12 protein-coding genes are annotated in these 14,947 nt (G+C 54.8%); 2 read left to right on the forward strand and 10 right to left on the reverse strand.

Annotation, left to right across the window (positions count from 1 at the left end; all coding sequences use genetic code 11):
* Positions 1 to 35 precede the first annotated feature (35 nt).
* The 10 genes from ACPRTJ_RS24045 to ACPRTJ_RS24090 form a co-directional block, all read right to left on the reverse strand.
* Complete coding sequence (locus ACPRTJ_RS24045) at positions 36 to 467, reverse strand: N-acetyltransferase (RefSeq protein WP_426429150.1); 432 nt, start codon at positions 465 to 467, stop codon at positions 36 to 38.
* Between the two features lie 755 nt (positions 468 to 1,222).
* Positions 1,223 to 1,897 carry a hypothetical protein gene (locus ACPRTJ_RS24050; RefSeq protein WP_426427391.1) on the reverse strand — a complete coding sequence of 225 codons (675 nt, stop codon included), beginning with the start codon at positions 1,895 to 1,897 and terminating at the stop codon, positions 1,223 to 1,225.
* The gene (locus tag ACPRTJ_RS24055) at positions 1,884 to 2,843 is read right to left on the reverse strand and encodes a hypothetical protein (RefSeq protein WP_426427392.1); all 960 of its coding nucleotides are present in this window, start codon (positions 2,841 to 2,843) and stop codon (positions 1,884 to 1,886) included. The genes ACPRTJ_RS24050 and ACPRTJ_RS24055 overlap by 14 nt, the downstream gene beginning before the upstream one ends.
* A gap of 11 nt (positions 2,844 to 2,854) precedes the next feature.
* Positions 2,855 to 3,322: a hypothetical protein gene (locus ACPRTJ_RS24060; protein WP_226926229.1), complete on the reverse strand. Its 468-nt coding sequence runs from the start codon at positions 3,320 to 3,322 to the stop codon at positions 2,855 to 2,857.
* A gap of 656 nt (positions 3,323 to 3,978) precedes the next feature.
* Positions 3,979 to 4,686: a DUF7281 domain-containing protein gene (locus ACPRTJ_RS24065; protein WP_426427393.1), complete on the reverse strand. Its 708-nt coding sequence runs from the start codon at positions 4,684 to 4,686 to the stop codon at positions 3,979 to 3,981.
* Positions 4,683 to 5,845 (reverse strand): IS3 family transposase gene (locus ACPRTJ_RS24070; protein ID WP_100632666.1). Its coding sequence is split into 2 segments (ribosomal slippage): positions 4,683 to 5,593 and positions 5,593 to 5,845, totalling 1,164 coding nucleotides; the frame shifts between segments, so codons are not numbered across the junction. The genes ACPRTJ_RS24065 and ACPRTJ_RS24070 overlap by 4 nt, the downstream gene beginning before the upstream one ends.
* Complete coding sequence (locus ACPRTJ_RS24075) at positions 5,814 to 6,065, reverse strand: hypothetical protein (protein WP_426427394.1); 252 nt, start codon at positions 6,063 to 6,065, stop codon at positions 5,814 to 5,816. The genes ACPRTJ_RS24070 and ACPRTJ_RS24075 overlap by 32 nt, the downstream gene beginning before the upstream one ends.
* Positions 6,062 to 7,303, reverse strand: coding sequence for a hypothetical protein (locus ACPRTJ_RS24080; protein ID WP_193039938.1), 1,242 nt, complete (start codon positions 7,301 to 7,303; stop codon positions 6,062 to 6,064). Before ACPRTJ_RS24080 ends, ACPRTJ_RS24075 begins: the two co-directional genes overlap by 4 nt.
* The gene (locus ACPRTJ_RS24085; protein ID WP_186731512.1) at positions 7,300 to 7,935 is read right to left on the reverse strand and encodes a hypothetical protein; all 636 of its coding nucleotides are present in this window, start codon (positions 7,933 to 7,935) and stop codon (positions 7,300 to 7,302) included. The genes ACPRTJ_RS24080 and ACPRTJ_RS24085 overlap by 4 nt, the downstream gene beginning before the upstream one ends.
* An 8-nt stretch (positions 7,936 to 7,943) precedes the next feature.
* On the reverse strand, positions 7,944 to 11,729 hold the full coding sequence (locus ACPRTJ_RS24090; RefSeq protein WP_426427395.1) for an ATP-binding protein: 3,786 nt from the start codon (positions 11,727 to 11,729) through the stop codon (positions 7,944 to 7,946).
* Between the two features lie 88 nt (positions 11,730 to 11,817).
* Here ACPRTJ_RS24090 and ACPRTJ_RS24095 point away from each other — a divergent pair, with 88 nt between their 5' ends.
* Together ACPRTJ_RS24095 and ACPRTJ_RS24100 are read left to right on the forward strand one after the other, a co-directional pair.
* Positions 11,818 to 12,771 carry a WYL domain-containing protein gene (locus tag ACPRTJ_RS24095; protein ID WP_226926230.1) on the forward strand — a complete coding sequence of 318 codons (954 nt, stop codon included), beginning with the start codon at positions 11,818 to 11,820 and terminating at the stop codon, positions 12,769 to 12,771.
* Between the two features lie 334 nt (positions 12,772 to 13,105).
* Positions 13,106 to 14,665 carry an endonuclease NucS domain-containing protein gene (locus ACPRTJ_RS24100; protein ID WP_426427396.1) on the forward strand — a complete coding sequence of 520 codons (1,560 nt, stop codon included), beginning with the start codon at positions 13,106 to 13,108 and terminating at the stop codon, positions 14,663 to 14,665.
* Positions 14,666 to 14,947: the final 282 nt, after the last annotated feature.

A 14,947-nucleotide genomic window follows, 5' to 3' on the forward strand; every position in this document is an offset into this window, starting at 1 on the left:
GAGGGGTCCAACGGACGAATGTGGCGTCCAGACGTTTAAAGGTGGCTCTTGTAGCTCATCAGGTATTCGGCATGGCCTTTCTGCGGATCGATCTGCTCTTTGACCACTGTAAAACCCTGGGACTGGTAAAAAGCGATGCTGCGTGAGTTCTCCTTGTAAACCCCCAGGCTCAATTCGGTGCGCAACGATTTGACGTGTTCGAGCAATTGACGACCCAGCCCACGGCCTTGCTGGTCAGGGTCCACGAACAGTGCCGCCAGTTGGTTGCCCAGCAACGAGCAAAATCCCTGAACGGCGGATTGGTCTTCGATGACAATTGTCTGTGATGCAGGGATGTAGAGTTCGCGCATTGCCACGACATTGGATTGCCAATACGACGCGTCGATAAAGTCATGGGCCTTGATCGAAGCGCGCAACCAGATGTCGAGGACGCGTTCCATGTCTTGCGGTTCAAATGTTCTTACCATGTCGTCCCTTGAAGTGCGTGCAAGCGGTACAAAGCTTGTGAGTATGCCGCAAAGCGATTCGTGGTGGGAAAGCACGGGGGCTCAGGGTTGAAATCTGGCCTGGCGTAGTCTTGAGCGGATGATACGGCAGTACGCATAATGTATATTATGTTAAATCGCGTGTAGCGTTGGTAAGTTCATGTACGTGATGTTTCGTACTGCCGGCATACTGCTTCATGACCTGGACATGAGTACGCTGAAGTAAAGCTCTGTACAGAATCCTCTCTCCCTACCATTTAGACCTCAAATCCGCGATGACTAGCGATCAGTTCAGGCTTCCGCTGCTCCGACCTGCTCCGAAGGTTTAGACTCATCTTCACTTCTAAAACTCTCATTTAGCACCTCATCGCATGTAGCTAAACGCCAACTAACTATCAAACGTCTTATGCGGCTCTCAATAGCTCAAATTATAGTCTCATATGACCATCAAGCTAGGCTGCCGGTCTGTGACTGCATCCCCATACGCGTCAGTGAGTTTTGACTTGCCGCGACTACGCCATGTCTAGCCTTCACTTCAATGCCGCACGCTCAGTCCTGATGATTACTTCAAATGATCATTAAGGCGCTGTAGGCTCGCGGCTAGTCTTTGAGGTAAGGCGTCTCAGGCCCTCTTGTGAACTTTTAAACAAAACGGAATTCTGTTGCGTCCCCGGAAACCGGATCTGCGCCGCGCTACCTGTACTATCACAGTGACATAGAGCCAGTGCAGTGCTTGGTCAGGAAAAGCACATCATTACCGGTCGTATCGCCTCGGGTGCCACGAGTTTGGCAACCTCTTCTATCACCCATGCCGCGCAAGGCCACAGTGCCTGCGCAGCCAGCAGCACGGTGAAAACGAAAAACGCTCGCAAGAGGTAGTCATGCGCCAGCTTGATATGGCTCACCTTGGCGTTGTTGCCGGGGTAGTTTTCGATGACTTTTATAGCAATAGACTTGGCCAAGCTCGCGGCGGGTTGTTGCGTGCTCCAGCAACGCGAAATGTCACCGGCCCCCACTGTGTGGGCATTGCTCACGCGCAGTACGCAGAACGCGCTGTACCCCGCTCGAAGGACATACGCCACGGCAAGCGCAAACACCGCCAGCGACAGGGCGCCAAGGGCTTTACTGGTCTTGTCGCTCCAAAGGGTCGGCAATAATGACACCAATACAGGGATGAGTGCGGTTACTGCCGCAAGATAGACCCCTGCTTTCGTGTCAGCACCCCTACGACGCTCCTGTTCGGCGTCGTACATCCGGCGCGCCTCTTCCAACGCTATTTCGCTCTGCAGATCCCAATTGCCGTTGTTGACGGATGCTTTCCACTCGGCGCGCATTTGGTCATTTGCCACAACCTGTTCAGGCGTAGGAGGAGCCAGGGTCGGCCAAAACAACTCTCTATCAAAGCGGGCCATTTCGGATCATCTCCAGCTCATCAACGATTGCCGCAGCAATTGGGTATCCGGTTTGATTTTCGATCCAGGCCCACTGACCGTTTGGATTGATTTCCAAAAACCACAGCTTTTCGTCTGTGTCGCACACCAGATCAATAGCGCCATACCGCAGGTTCAGACGGTGTACCAGCTCTCGACATTGAGCAGCCACTTGATCGGGCAAGCTGATGGCATCGTGGCGTAAGTCAGGGCGGCTACCCCGTCGCCAGTCAACTTCGGTTTCTTCGTTATCCTGAGACCAGATGGCAGTGGCGAACACCTGAGCGCCAACGACCGTGACGCGAACATCATATTTTTTTGGCACTTCAGCCTGAATGATCAACGGGGCAAGGCCAAGGGCAGGCGCATCTGCTTCGGTCAATGGCTGCAGCCGTGAGGTGAACATCACCTTCTCCAGCGCGCCCGGCAATACCGCTTGCCGCAGAGGCTTCCCAACAGCCCTTCCCTCTGATGTCAGCAACTCGGCGGGCTTCAACTGGTTCGTTATGGCAGTATCCGGGATATTGAAGCCGAGGTGCCGCGCAATTAGGAGCTGTCGCGGTTTATCCTCAGCCAGAAAGATCTGAGTAGGGTCACTGAACCAGCAACCCTCCAATCGGAAATAGAGACTCTTCAGGAAGCTGCTCCATTCCGCCTCAATGTAGGCACGCTCACCCGCATCCAGGACTGCTTCAGGTGCTTGTGGCGCGCCAGGCCTGCGAAAATAGGCAGCGGTAACGTCACGCCCTGTAATTCGTTTCCCTTCCAGCTCAATTGCCCAATCATCCATGGCACGTACGCCCAATGTGCTTCGAGACAGAGGGAGCAGTTCAGTGTTGAGCCTGAAATAAGGCAAGCCCCGCCGTTGGAGCTTTGCGACGACGAAGTCCATCGTTATGTCGCGGCGATTAGTGACCAGCAGAAACATAGTGGAAAGCCTCAATCCAGGTAAAAACGCTCGTCGAGGCCGAATTGCATATCCCCTGGATCATCGTGCTCAAGCTCTGCCTCGGTTTTGGTCATCAGCTCCAGCATGGCATAGCTGTCACCCGGGTCATCCTCTTCGATCACCGTATCAGTCTTGGTCATCAGTTGAAGCAGATGAGAGGCCTGCCCCTTGGAGATGAGATCGTCGTCACTTTCGGGCTTGGAGTTTGTTTTTGTCAGCGTTTCGAGCGTCACGAACGAGTCGTCATCCTCTTCACTGTTGACCTTGGTCTTGGTGAGAAGCTCGTCCAACGCTCCGCGAGCAATAACGGGCTGAATACCATTAGGTGTCTCAACAACCCACATATCGTGCTGAGTCGAGTAATAACCTGGCAGATTGTCGGTACCTGTTCTCGGCACAGCGCTTCTTGCGAGCAGGGGTGAAACTGCCTTGTAGGCGGGGATGGAGGCTGTAGGCATTACGCTGAACTCCTGTATGGCGATTTGCCAACATGTTACGGAGAACTGAGCGATTCGTCATGTTCGTTCCTGCTGAGCACCTGTAGGCCAGTGTGTTGCGTTCGTTCGCAGAGGACTCTTCGTGAATTGATACCTTTGATCCTCAACACTGCAGCCGACCGCATGGGGGAATAGTCAAATTCCAGCGTTGGCCCGACCCATCATCGGCGAAAGTCGAACCTTTCCTGATTTGGCGACAATTTGGCACGACAACGTGGTCGCATAGATGCTGCGGCTGATGACCGGAATTATGGCCCAGGCGCAGCAGCGTGGTGAGGTTCGGCCTGGCGATCCGGCTCTGTATGCTTTCTCAGTATTGGGCCAATGATTGCCGGCGCGCTATTTCGAGAGATATTTGGCCTATCGAGTCCTTATGCTCCGAGCTCCAGGCGCGTGCCAAGCAGCGTGGCGACACGGTTGTCAGGGGAATGCTAGTACCAGTTGAACAAGGCCAGTAGGTGCTGATGCCCGATGTGTGTTGAGCGGACGCTTACCTGGAAGTCCCTTCTTCGGGAAACAATCACGGTCTATACATGGGCAGCAAGGCTATCGACCCTAGGTATCCACGAAAGATAACAACAACAGGTGCCTACAACGGGCACCTACGCATTACACTTTCAATCAGCGGTAACGTTGCACCAGATCTTCAGCTGCCGTCTCGCCATGGATTCCTGACTGAACCCGGTACGAAGGTCGCCGAGAACGAGTGCTAACGGATGACCCGACCTGGTTAGGCCATCCATCATCTGCAGTTGGTTCATGTAGTCATGCGGCTTATCCAAGCCATCAGCTTTGAGCTCACGAAGTCCATCAAGGTTGCAGCTTATGACCCCAGAGCAATTGGCTGCATTCAAGCTGTTGGCCAAACCTTGAGGATCGGTGTCTGGGAAATAGAAAACATTTGGCGTCTCCTCGGCCAGCATCGCAGCCGTAGCGGGTGAAAATTGTGGCGACCCCCTGAAGACCCACGGAACTCCCGCAAGCTCCTCAGGCATTTGATACAGATGAGCGCCCAACAGGACTGCAAGATTCTCGACCATCACGAACCGGTCAATGCCGGCCAGCACCTCCACTGGGAGCGCTAAAGATCCACCGGGTGGAATCATGAAGCGGGAACCACCCAAGTCCACTCTCCCCTGAGGGCTACTCACCAATACCAACAAGCGGCCGACAGCTTCATTGGAAGCTTTTTCTACTCGAGTATGGCTGGCCAGCGCGAGCCGTGAGCCTTCGACCTTCCTGGACTCAACCGGATCCCAGTTGGCCTTGTCGATCAGCAGGCTTCTAAGTGCTTGCCTGTCAGCAGGGCTCAGTGTAGTGGTCAACTGATCCCGGACACTGAATTGAGTTTTTCCTCTGCGACCGCAGGCGGTAGCCCTTCGTTGAATTGATGCGGTCGCCGCCAGTTGTACCGCTCCATCAAAAACCGACTGATATCTTGCTGCGCCAGCACAGCGCTCATGTAGCCCACCGTCGGTATCCATTCAGTCTTCAGGCTGCGAAATAGCCGCTCCATCGGCGCGTTGTCGTGGCAGTTGCCGCGCCGACTCATGCTCTGCGTGAAGCGGTATCTCCATAGTCTCTGGCGGAAACTCAGGCTGCCGTATTGGCTGCCCTGGTCGCTGTGAAACAGCACATTCTGAGGCCGGCCACGCTGCTCATAGGCCATATCCAATGCCTTGATCACTAGGTTGGCATCAGGCTTGGCTGAGAACGCCCAACCTACAACACGCCGGGCACAAAGGTCGATGACAGCCGCCAGATAGTGCCATTGGCCTTCAGCCCAGACGTACGTAATGTCACCGCACCAGACTGTGTTCGGGGATGCCACGCTGAACCCGCGATCAAGCACGTTCGGGATATCAGGCCGCTCCACGGTAGCCTTTTTGTAGGCATGGGAGCCCGGCTGTTTGCTGATCAAGTTCAGCTCGCGCATCAACCTACGTACCTTGAATCGCCCGATCTGCATGCCGTCCTCTTTCATCATCAGCATGATGCTCCGGCTGCCCGCAGCGCTTCGGCTTTGCGTAAACAACTCGTTCACGCGGCTACGCAAGACTACTCGTTCGGCATCCGGATACCGACGTTTCCGGCAGTACGCGTAGTAGCAAGATCGGGTGACATCAAATACCGAGCACAACAGATCAACAGGCTCTTGAGCCCGCAGTTGATCGATTAACGCGAACGCTCGTGTTCCTCGGCCATCAAGAGCGCGGTGGCCTTTTTTAAGATCGATTTTTCCCGTTCTAGCCGATTGATACGGGCTTCGAGTTCCTGGATTTTTTGCTGCTCAGGTGTCAGAGCCTTGCTGGTGGGAGTAACACCGCTACGTTCTTGCTGAAGCTGGCTCACCCATCGACGAAGCGCCGATTCGACCAATCCGAGCGAACGGGCGGCTTCGATATGGCTGTAGCCTTGGTCGAGCACCAGGCACGCAGCCTCGCGCTTGAACTCAGGGGTAAAGGTACGACGTTGCTTGGTCATCAGACACCTCTCTATGGCGAGCATTCTCGCCTAAATGGGTGTCCGGTTTCATTAGACCACTACACAGCAACAGCTTACTGCCACTTACTTCACCGACCCCATAGTCGCGGTGAATCGTCTTCCAAAATTTGCCGAGCGCCACACTTTCAAAGCCCATACGCACGAGCGCGCTGATCATCTCTATACTTCGCTTGCTGCGTAACACGCTGTGGTTGCTCATTCGCCCCGCCTCTTGATACGTAAGGTAAGGTCAGTCACGAGTTGGTTCGCGATGCCTCTGGGCATGGGCTCAGCTACTGGCTCAAGCACGTACCGCAGGGGTTTTTCAGTTTTCTGCGCAACCAGCACAAGGTTTCGGTAATAGGCATCTAGCGCGTAAAGCCAGACATTCACCCCGTATTCACTCTCGGCATTGTCTTCCCAATAACGGCTGGCGCTCTGCGGCACACGATGCTCTTTCAAAGCTAAGAGCATGGCTTCCAAGTGCGGTTGAGCAAATGGAATGGGGGCCTCGACGACTTCCAGCTCGGTGGGGATCACACGTGCTGCTGGCCGGGCCGCAAGATCTTCAACGGCTTTGCGCACCCTCGGTGCGGGTAACGAGTGGATGAGCAGCGCCATATCGTCAATCGCTTGGGAGTCTTCTACGGGAGGGTGCAGATAGCCGCCTAGAGATAAGGGCGATGCGCATACCCACTCAGCCGCATCCGCGCGATCCAGAATGCCCTCAAGATCCGGGACATTGCCGGCTTGGAGCCAGCTTTCAACGGCCAGCACCACTTGGCGCAATCGGTTACGTTTTCTTACCGTTACTCCCAGCTGGTCGAGCCGGGTGATCAAGTCCCCCAGGCGGGTGCGCTGGCGCATAATTGCGTTGTGAAGGGTTGTCAGCAGCAGCCGACGCAGTGTCCGGTCATTGTTACACCAGCCTGACAGCTTGTCGTACTCAAAAGCGTCCAGCTTGTTGGACAGACGCTCCAGGCGTTCCACGGCTTGCCGGATGTCGCGCAGGCGGTCTTCAAACCGGGGCGAAAAGCCGTATCGGCCTTCGATGAACTCAGTCGTTGCTCGATGCTCATCGCGCAGGTGCGTCACGACCTGGCGCACGGCCAGCCAGATTGATCGCTGCTCCTTATCAGCATCGGCTAGGGATAAGTCCTTCGCTGCCAGATACCGCTCGCAAGCCTGCTCGATCTTGACCAGCAACTCTTCAAGATCCGGTGCGGATAGCTCGAAGCGTTGCGAACTGATTCGTACACCGAGGTCGATCAGGAGGGAGGAAGGGTGCAGGCTTCCTTCGAACTCATCGACCAGGTGCTGCTTGATCAGCCACATAATGCCCTGGGTCATCATTTCTGGCTTGGCGGCACCCTCCTCATCCGCCTGGACAATGGTTTCAAGGGTGGCGGCGTTTGCGACCAGGTGCTTTCCGAGCGTTGCCCAATCTTCGGCTCTCACAGGATGAACTCGCTCTGTGTGTCGGAGGCAGCATCGCTTTCGTCGTCGGGAACTAACTTCTGGTGCTCCACGATCCAGGACATGGCCCGATAGATATAGGTCATTTTGCCCGTGGCGACGAAGATGGATGATCCAACCCCTTTCCTGACCAGGAAGCCCGCCTCTTCCATGGTCTTGAGCACGACGGAGAGCTTCTCGCTGTGGCTGTCTCCACGCTTGGATTTGCGGAAGAAAGCGTGACCCGCAAGATCGCGCAACTGATCTCCACAAATCGAGCTGTTTTCAACTTGTGCCAGAAGCTGCGCGGTATGCACTTCCTCCCCAGGAGCCAGGCAGACGTCTCCCCTACCAGCCCGGGCACAGAGCTGGATGAATTCCACCACAGGCCAAATGGCGTCACGGATATGCTTGAATTCCTCAGCAGCGGCAATGCGATCATTCGCATAGGAGAGGCTCACGAAGCGCGAGAAAAACGCGCTTGGTTGCTCAATACTGCCCAGCCAGCCAAGTGTCCGACCCAATGGCTGCAGAGCCTGGTCGACAGCGCGGGCATAGCTGGCGTCACAGAGCTGGCTGTACAGCTCAGGACTTGAGTAGCGACAAATGAAGCGGCCGCCCAGCAGGCTTTCCAAAGTGTCTCTCATACAAATGCCCCCGGCCCATCGATATCTGGCCCATTGGTATGCGGCCTATTGATATCCGAGCCATTGAGATCGAGCCCATCATCAAGCTCTAGCTCATCATTCAAATCAGCAAGTCTGTCGGTTTCGGGAGCTTGATACTGCTTGACGTACACGGCCCCCGAAGGCCGGCGGTCAAGGGCATAAAGGTGCGTGAAGTGACGGATAAGCTCAGGGGCGCCACCGGGAAATCCGAGCATCAGCTGTGAGTTACGAGCGTTGAAGTATTTAAGCAGGGTATACGCATTGTTCACATCGAGCTCCAACGCCTCATCAATCGGCAACAGCAGATCGAAGTCAGCATCACGTCGAATGAGCTCAAATAGCGCCTGGTAAATCATCCCGACGATGATCTTGAGCTGGCCTGTACTGAGCCCATCGCCCAAGTCTGCGGTGTTGAAAGCGACCTTCTGAACACCGTTGACCATCCAGCTCAACGAAACGTCGAAGCAGTCCGCAAGCTTCGGGGAGAGCCAACCCCCTGCCTTCATGCGCCGCTGCATGGACATCAGTCGTTCATTGAGAGCGTCCGTTGGGATCTCGCCAGACTTGAGACGCCAGCGGTTGAAGTGCTCCACTAACCCCTCGATCTCGTCCCATGCACTGATGTCGTGGATCCTGGAAACCACTCGAAATTCGAAGTTGGTAAACTGAGGAAACGCTGCCAGCACCTCATTCACCTTCCTGGTGGCCTTGCGGCCGAGATCCATGATGGAGCGATGCAGTCCATTGAGCACTGACTGGTTTTCGGCGACCTGGGTACATAGAGATCTAACACGGGTGATCAGCTTGCTGCGCTGCACGTCATGACCTTCTGCCATGTACACCTGCAATTCAGGCGTGGCGTGGAACCAGACTTTCTCACCGGTGCCATCCGCTTGGCGTGAGCGCATCGCGATGTCCTGGATCGCGTCAAATTCCGCGGTATCGCGTGGGCCGGCCATAATGGCTTGCTCAATCTTTCTGAATAAGCTCCTGCCTTCTTCTCGCTGGCTCCTGGCTTCGCGCTCCAGTCGCCCTACCTCGGCCTCGATATCGGCCGGCGTGAGCTTGCGCAGGCTATCAAGATCCGAATTCACCACGGGGGTGTCCTCTAGCCGCTTTATGACCGATGCCAGTGTCGATAGCTTCGTACCGAGCACAGATTGGCGTTCAGAGATCACTGCCGAGGCGGCCTTGAAGGCATTCAGTTGCTCAGTCCTGGCTTGCTGGAACGCTTCTACTTCAACTTGGATACGGCTGGCCAGCTCTGAAGCCTGGAGGTGCGTGGCTTTGAGCGTAGGGAGCTTGGGCAGGTCATCATTAAGCCACCGCTGGTAGTTTCGGATGTCGGACAAGTGGTTATTCAGGGTGGCGAGTTTCGACTCCAATGCAATCATCGCTGCTTCAAGGTTTTTGATGGCATCACTGTCCACCCCGGCCTCTGTGAGCTCAGCGAGTCGAGCAGCCGTGTAGCCATCCACCTTCTCGGCTTGTTCTCTATCAAGCGCGTCGAGGGCGTTCTTTTTCGCCCGTTCAATTTCATCCAACTGAACCGCAAGCTCTTGCTTGACTTTGTCCACGATCCCTTTGAGGTTCGCCAGATGGTGTTGCTGAGACCTTTTCAACTCTTCGCGCTGGATGACATGAGCTTCCAGGCTGCGCTCAGCTTCAGCTAAAGATTGGGCACATTGAGATCGCAGGCGACCGATGTTCTCTTTACCCTCTTCTTCCAACGTGGCGATGTGGCCTTGCAGTGCTTGGAGATTCTCCTGATGCTTGTTCTGGCGACGGAGGATCTCGACAAGTAATGACTGGTGCTGCTTGCGCTGTTCCAGCATCACGGAGGCTTTGCGGGTCAGGCGCTGCTGTTCTTCGTCGACCTCAGTAAGGTGCTGATTTGCTAGAGCCAAGCTTGACTCTATTGCTTCCCTGTCAGACTCTGCCACTGGTTGAAGCCGATTCAGATCAAGCTGAATCCCGAACAGGGTGGACGATTCGAGCGCACGTGAGGGCGACAAGTCATTGCGCAATAGGAGCCCGCGGTCGATGACCTTACCGATCGATTGCTCCCAAGCTGGGCACTCTGAGCGCAAAAATGCCAGCAACGTGTCCTCGCTTGGATTGAGTTGACACTTGAGCGTCTCGACTTCGTCACGCAGTTGCTCACGACGCCTTACGACCTGCTCCTGCTCATCGGCTACCGCTTGCTGCTCATGAGCGAATCGCCGCTGCTCGGCGCCGTGCTCGGCAACTTCGATCGTTGCGCTGTCCAATTCGGCGCGGATGAGGTCGATCGACCACTGTTCGTTCTGTATCGCATCAGCGGTTTCCGGTAGATACCGAGTGGCACTCAGGAAAGCGGCCTGGCTTTTGAGCTCTACGAGCGCTGTGGCCAGCAAGGTATGCTTCTGCTCGTGGTCTTCAAGCTCACTGCTATGCTTTTCCCGGGCAGATTCGAGTTGCTGCTCCAGGTGATCCAGTTGAGCTTGGGCCTGTGCCCGGGTATCCATTTGCCGTATTTCGGCCTCTTGGCTGCGGCGTTGTTTTCGCTCGAGCACTGAACGGGTCAGCTCTGTCTGAAGCTTGTCATACCGCTGTTGAATGCCTTGGCCTTGCTCGACGAGTATGGAATGCTCGCCTGCCGTAGCGCGCAGTCCCTCCTCCATGGCACTCATGGAAGCATAGTCCTTCATCAGCGACGGGAGGCTGCTTTGGTCATAGCTGTCCCGTTGGCGGATCAGTGATTCGACATCTCGCAGGGCCTCCCTCTCTGCACGACGCGCGGTGCTAAGCCGGTCGTGAATGGCCTCGCTTCTTTCGCTGTAAAGGTCGGACGCGGCGGATTCGCGTGCCCTGGCCTCCTGGATCTCCGCTTCGACGGTTGTCTTGGCAGCTAGAGCGTCCCGTTGTTGATCAGTTGCGATTCGTTTGAGGCGGCCTTGCTGACCTTCGTTGGTGACCAACCTGGGGTGCAGTTGGGCAAGACGATCGATCATGGGTCTGATCTGTTTTTCCATGATCAAGAAGCTTGCGCGGCTGTCGATCGCTCCAGTGAATGCGGCTAGATCCATCCCGGAAAGATCGACACTCTCAACGCCTGTCTCTTGTTGGAGTATCTCTTTCATCGCCGACTTCATGGAGTCGAAGGTACCTTTGGACTCCAGAAGCGAGAACATCAGGTTGTCGATGCCGCCGAAGTGATGCCGCAGTGGTGCCAGTGAATAGGAGCGCCGAAGTCCTGCAATCATGCGCTTGCGTTCGACTGAATTGATGCCCTCAAGATCCGCTACGCCTGTGTTGTACTGGATTATTCTGAGGTAATCACGAGGGGTGAGCTCGGGGGTGCAGTCGATTCGCATATTCATTGCACGACGCTGTAGACTGCTCGGCTCGACTAAAAGACCAATGATTTGATCTACATACAGAAGCTCTGGGTTCCACGCGCAACTGACCAGGCGGTAGGCATATCCCGAGTGTGAGCGATGAAGCACGGCGCACCGCGGCTCATTCTTATGATTCAGATATTCGAAAACGATGTAGCTGGTGAAGCTGGGTAAATAGTGGTCGGCAAAGCTGGAGGTGTTTGTCCCCGCCTTTACCATCCTTCCGGCGCTGGCGCCGTAGAACAGCGGAATCAGCTTCAGGAAGGTCGACTTACCGATGCCATTGGTACCTGTGAGGCAGGTATTGGCATCAACGAGCACTTCGGCCTTGTCGCCGGCACACAGCGAATCAATGAGAACGATGCGGAGCAAACGTGACATAGCAAACCTCTGATCAACGAGTCACATGGCGCACCCCTCAGCGAAGGGCTAGACTGAATGGCTAGAATGAGCGCATAAAGAGATCAAAATGATCTCAATGTCGGACGATAACGATCCTAAGATAAGCTTGCAACTGAGGTTTTATACAGTGGGTTTGCGAGAAGAACTTCCGCAGCTGTCACAGAAACAGCGCGATCGACTGGCTTTCATCGAGCTGCAGGCGTGGTTTTGTGGCGCGGTGTCGCGACAGGACATCGTTCAGCGCTTCGAGCTGCAAACGGCCGCAGCTACGCGTGACTTGGCGCTCTATCGGCGCTTGGCACCGGACAATCTGGTGTTTGATAGTCGCACCAAGGCATACGCCCCCGCCGAAAATTTCACGCCGATATTTGAGTTCACCTCCGAACATGTGTTGACATGGGTCAGTCGGGGCTTTGGCGATGCCGAGCCATCGAGCTGGACTCCAGGTATCCCTTGCTTGGCTCAACCCCAACTTGCGAAGCCTCGACTCGACATCCTTGCGTCCATCTGCAGGGGCATTAAGCAAGGTCATGCAGTCAGGATTGACTATGAGTCCCTGCGCGAGAGAAGCGAGCGGGAGCTGGTTCCGTATGCGCTTTTCGACAACGGACAACGGTGGCACGTGCGCGGTTATGACCGCAAAAGCGGTCAGTTCAGAGATTTCGCGATTACTCGCATCACTGGCGTGAGTAGCGCCCAGGGCCCAATCCTCCCTAACGAACTAATGGCTGAAGATGATCAGTGGAACCACCGAGTGGAGCTGGAGCTTGTCCCCCACCCGAAACTGGCAAGGCCCGAGACCGCGCTCCTCGACTTCGATATGGATGAAAGCGCTACCCTGCGAATCCGGCTTCGTTCAGCGGTAGTGGGCTACGCTTTGCGCCAGTGGTCAGTCGACTGCAGTCCTGATCACTCACTCGACCCACTGGAGTTTCGCCTGTGGCTGAAAAATCCTGGGGCTCTGTATGGCGTTCATAACCTAGAGTTGGCCCCGGGCTATCCGCGCACCGACCATCGGTGACAGGGGGAGTTGGATGCATCCGATCTGTAATCGATGTTTTGATTACTTGGTTGAGAACGGCCGGCAGCTGCGGATCCGCTTGAGTAATGCAGGTTCAAAGGCGACCGGTATCGTCGATTGTCTATCCGAGCGCTGCGCTTCAGGCTAAGTGGCCTAGCCGATCATATGGGACGTTCCCTCATCGCGCTTCAACCGGATGCGTCACCTCGGCTGAAGGTCTTTTCACACTTCACTAATCAAACGCCGACCGCCCGACTTTTAAGAACGCTATGCAGGGTTCACATGGAGTCGGCAAATTCAGACCTGCCTCTACACGCTGTTAAGGAAATTCGGTATGCCGGGAGCAAAACCTGTCTTGGGGCTTTTCAAGAATGAGGACGAACTGCGTGATCACCTAGCAGAGCGCCTGACAATTGTTGAGCCGCAGCTCGCGTTGATAACCACTAATTTTGTTGTCGAAAACCCAGCAGGCGCAAGCGGCGCCTTTGACATACTGGCTAAAGACCGCTTCGGCAATTTTGTGATCATTGAAGTCAAGCGCAGCGAGCAGGCTGCACGACAAGCCCTCCATGAGTTGAGCAAATACATCGCTTTGTTCATGGAAGATCAGAAAGTGGATAGCCACAGAATCCGCTGCTTCGTATTGTCAACACACTGGCACGAACTGGATATCCCCCTATCGTTCTTCGCTGATTACTGCCCGGTGCAGGTGAAGGGTTTTGAGATTACGCTGGAGAATCAGGCTGTTGTTTCTGAAGAACGAGTCCTGCCCAAAGTGAGCCTACAATCTCGCCTGTCACCAGACATGCGTTTCTATTATTTCGCCTCTGCGCAAAACCAACAAAGCTTCAGCGCTGACCTTCAACGGGCTTTAAGCAACGCCGAGCATGTACGAGCTGCCGTGATCGTCATGGAACCGATTGGCAAACGCGAACGCATGTCCCTATTGTGCGTCTGGAGAGTACCCGATAAGGCCATTGGAGATGTGAAAAAGCTGATATTTAATCCGGACTTCCAGGAAGAAATTTACCTGCATCCAGGTTGGGAGATTGAGACCGACCTTTGCGACTGGCTGGAAGATCAGAGCGATAAAGCCGAGTTCGTTTTCTACTCGGACACTCGGGCAACCCCTGAGAAAGTCGAGAATCAGAAAGTTCACCATCACTATGCTCAACTCGTGAAACTGGGAGACTGGCCTCGCAATGACCTCGTGAACAACCTTGATGAGATCATGCGTTGCTTAACAGCCAAAGATGTAGACGCAAGGTCGACTCGCTCCAATCGATACCGTTTTAGCAAGGCCTCCAGCAAATCCACCGGCAAAGCTTGGAGTTACGCATCAGAGGCCTTTGCATCCTTCATCGGACATACCCCTTTCTGGTTATCGATGTACCAACAGATAGCTTCGGAAATTCCGGACGACGCCACTGTTGAGTTTGAGGGCTATGACATGAGGCATTTCTACTACGCAGTGCATCAGGGAACTGAGTACCCCGGTGCAGAACTTTCAGCGTTTGGCTTGATTATAAAAAATAATGACATTCACGTCACAGTTGAAGGTGGATGGATGTGGGATGGACTTACTCGACCTCAAAATGCCCTCGCCAATATCGAGAAGACATACGGAAACCTGCCGAGCTTATGGCATATGATCGGGAGCGCCGTTGACCAGGACAGGTACGAGTCAGTGTATGAGGAGCATGGCTTCTTTCCCTATGTGTTCGTCCAGAATCTGCATGCTTCAGAGGCAGTGCTGTACGGCCCGGATAACTCTCCAACGCAATTGGATACTCCCAAGAAATTGCAGGCTTTCATTGCCGCCAACCCTGATTACTGTGCAGAGGTTTCAGAGTGCCTGAAATGTTTCCCTCGCAATTTTGCGACCGTTGAATGATCTCCATCCTGCAGCCACCCGGAGACCGTCCAACCTCATTGCTTAAAATTTTCCTTTAGGTCACGCTCAATGAGTTGGTCAACCCCACGCCCCAGCTCCAAGACCTCATGATGAAGATCCTTTGCTCAGACTGTAGGAATATCGCCCGTGAGGTCACGAATCTTATGGACGTACGAGTCACCAAGGGCATAGTGCTGGATCGGGATAGAATCGAGGCTGCAGTTGAGCATTGGGGCGGCCGAAAGGCCCAGCAAGGCCCCCAATCTACCTCGACTTCAGTCC

It is taken from the genome of Pseudomonas palmensis, assembly GCF_049942755.1.
Lineage (GTDB): Bacteria > Pseudomonadota > Gammaproteobacteria > Pseudomonadales > Pseudomonadaceae > Aquipseudomonas > Aquipseudomonas palmensis.

Bases quoted from the DNA above. Each gene is read 5' to 3' on its own strand.
- ACPRTJ_RS24045 (WP_426429150.1), bottom strand. From the start codon at position 467: ATGGTAAGAACATTTGAACCGCAAGACATGGAACGCGTCCTCGACATC.
- ACPRTJ_RS24050 (WP_426427391.1), bottom strand. From the start codon at position 1,897: ATGGCCCGCTTTGATAGAGAGTTGTTTTGGCCGACCCTGGCTCCTCCT.
- ACPRTJ_RS24055 (WP_426427392.1), bottom strand. From the start codon at position 2,843: ATGTTTCTGCTGGTCACTAATCGCCGCGACATAACGATGGACTTCGTC.
- ACPRTJ_RS24060 (WP_226926229.1), bottom strand. From the start codon at position 3,322: ATGCCTACAGCCTCCATCCCCGCCTACAAGGCAGTTTCACCCCTGCTC.
- ACPRTJ_RS24075 (WP_426427394.1), bottom strand. From the start codon at position 6,065: ATGAGCAACCACAGCGTGTTACGCAGCAAGCGAAGTATAGAGATGATC.
- ACPRTJ_RS24090 (WP_426427395.1), bottom strand. From the start codon at position 11,729: ATGTCACGTTTGCTCCGCATCGTTCTCATTGATTCGCTGTGTGCCGGC.
- ACPRTJ_RS24095 (WP_226926230.1), top strand. From the start codon at position 11,818: ATGATCTCAATGTCGGACGATAACGATCCTAAGATAAGCTTGCAACTG.
- ACPRTJ_RS24100 (WP_426427396.1), top strand. From the start codon at position 13,106: ATGCCGGGAGCAAAACCTGTCTTGGGGCTTTTCAAGAATGAGGACGAA.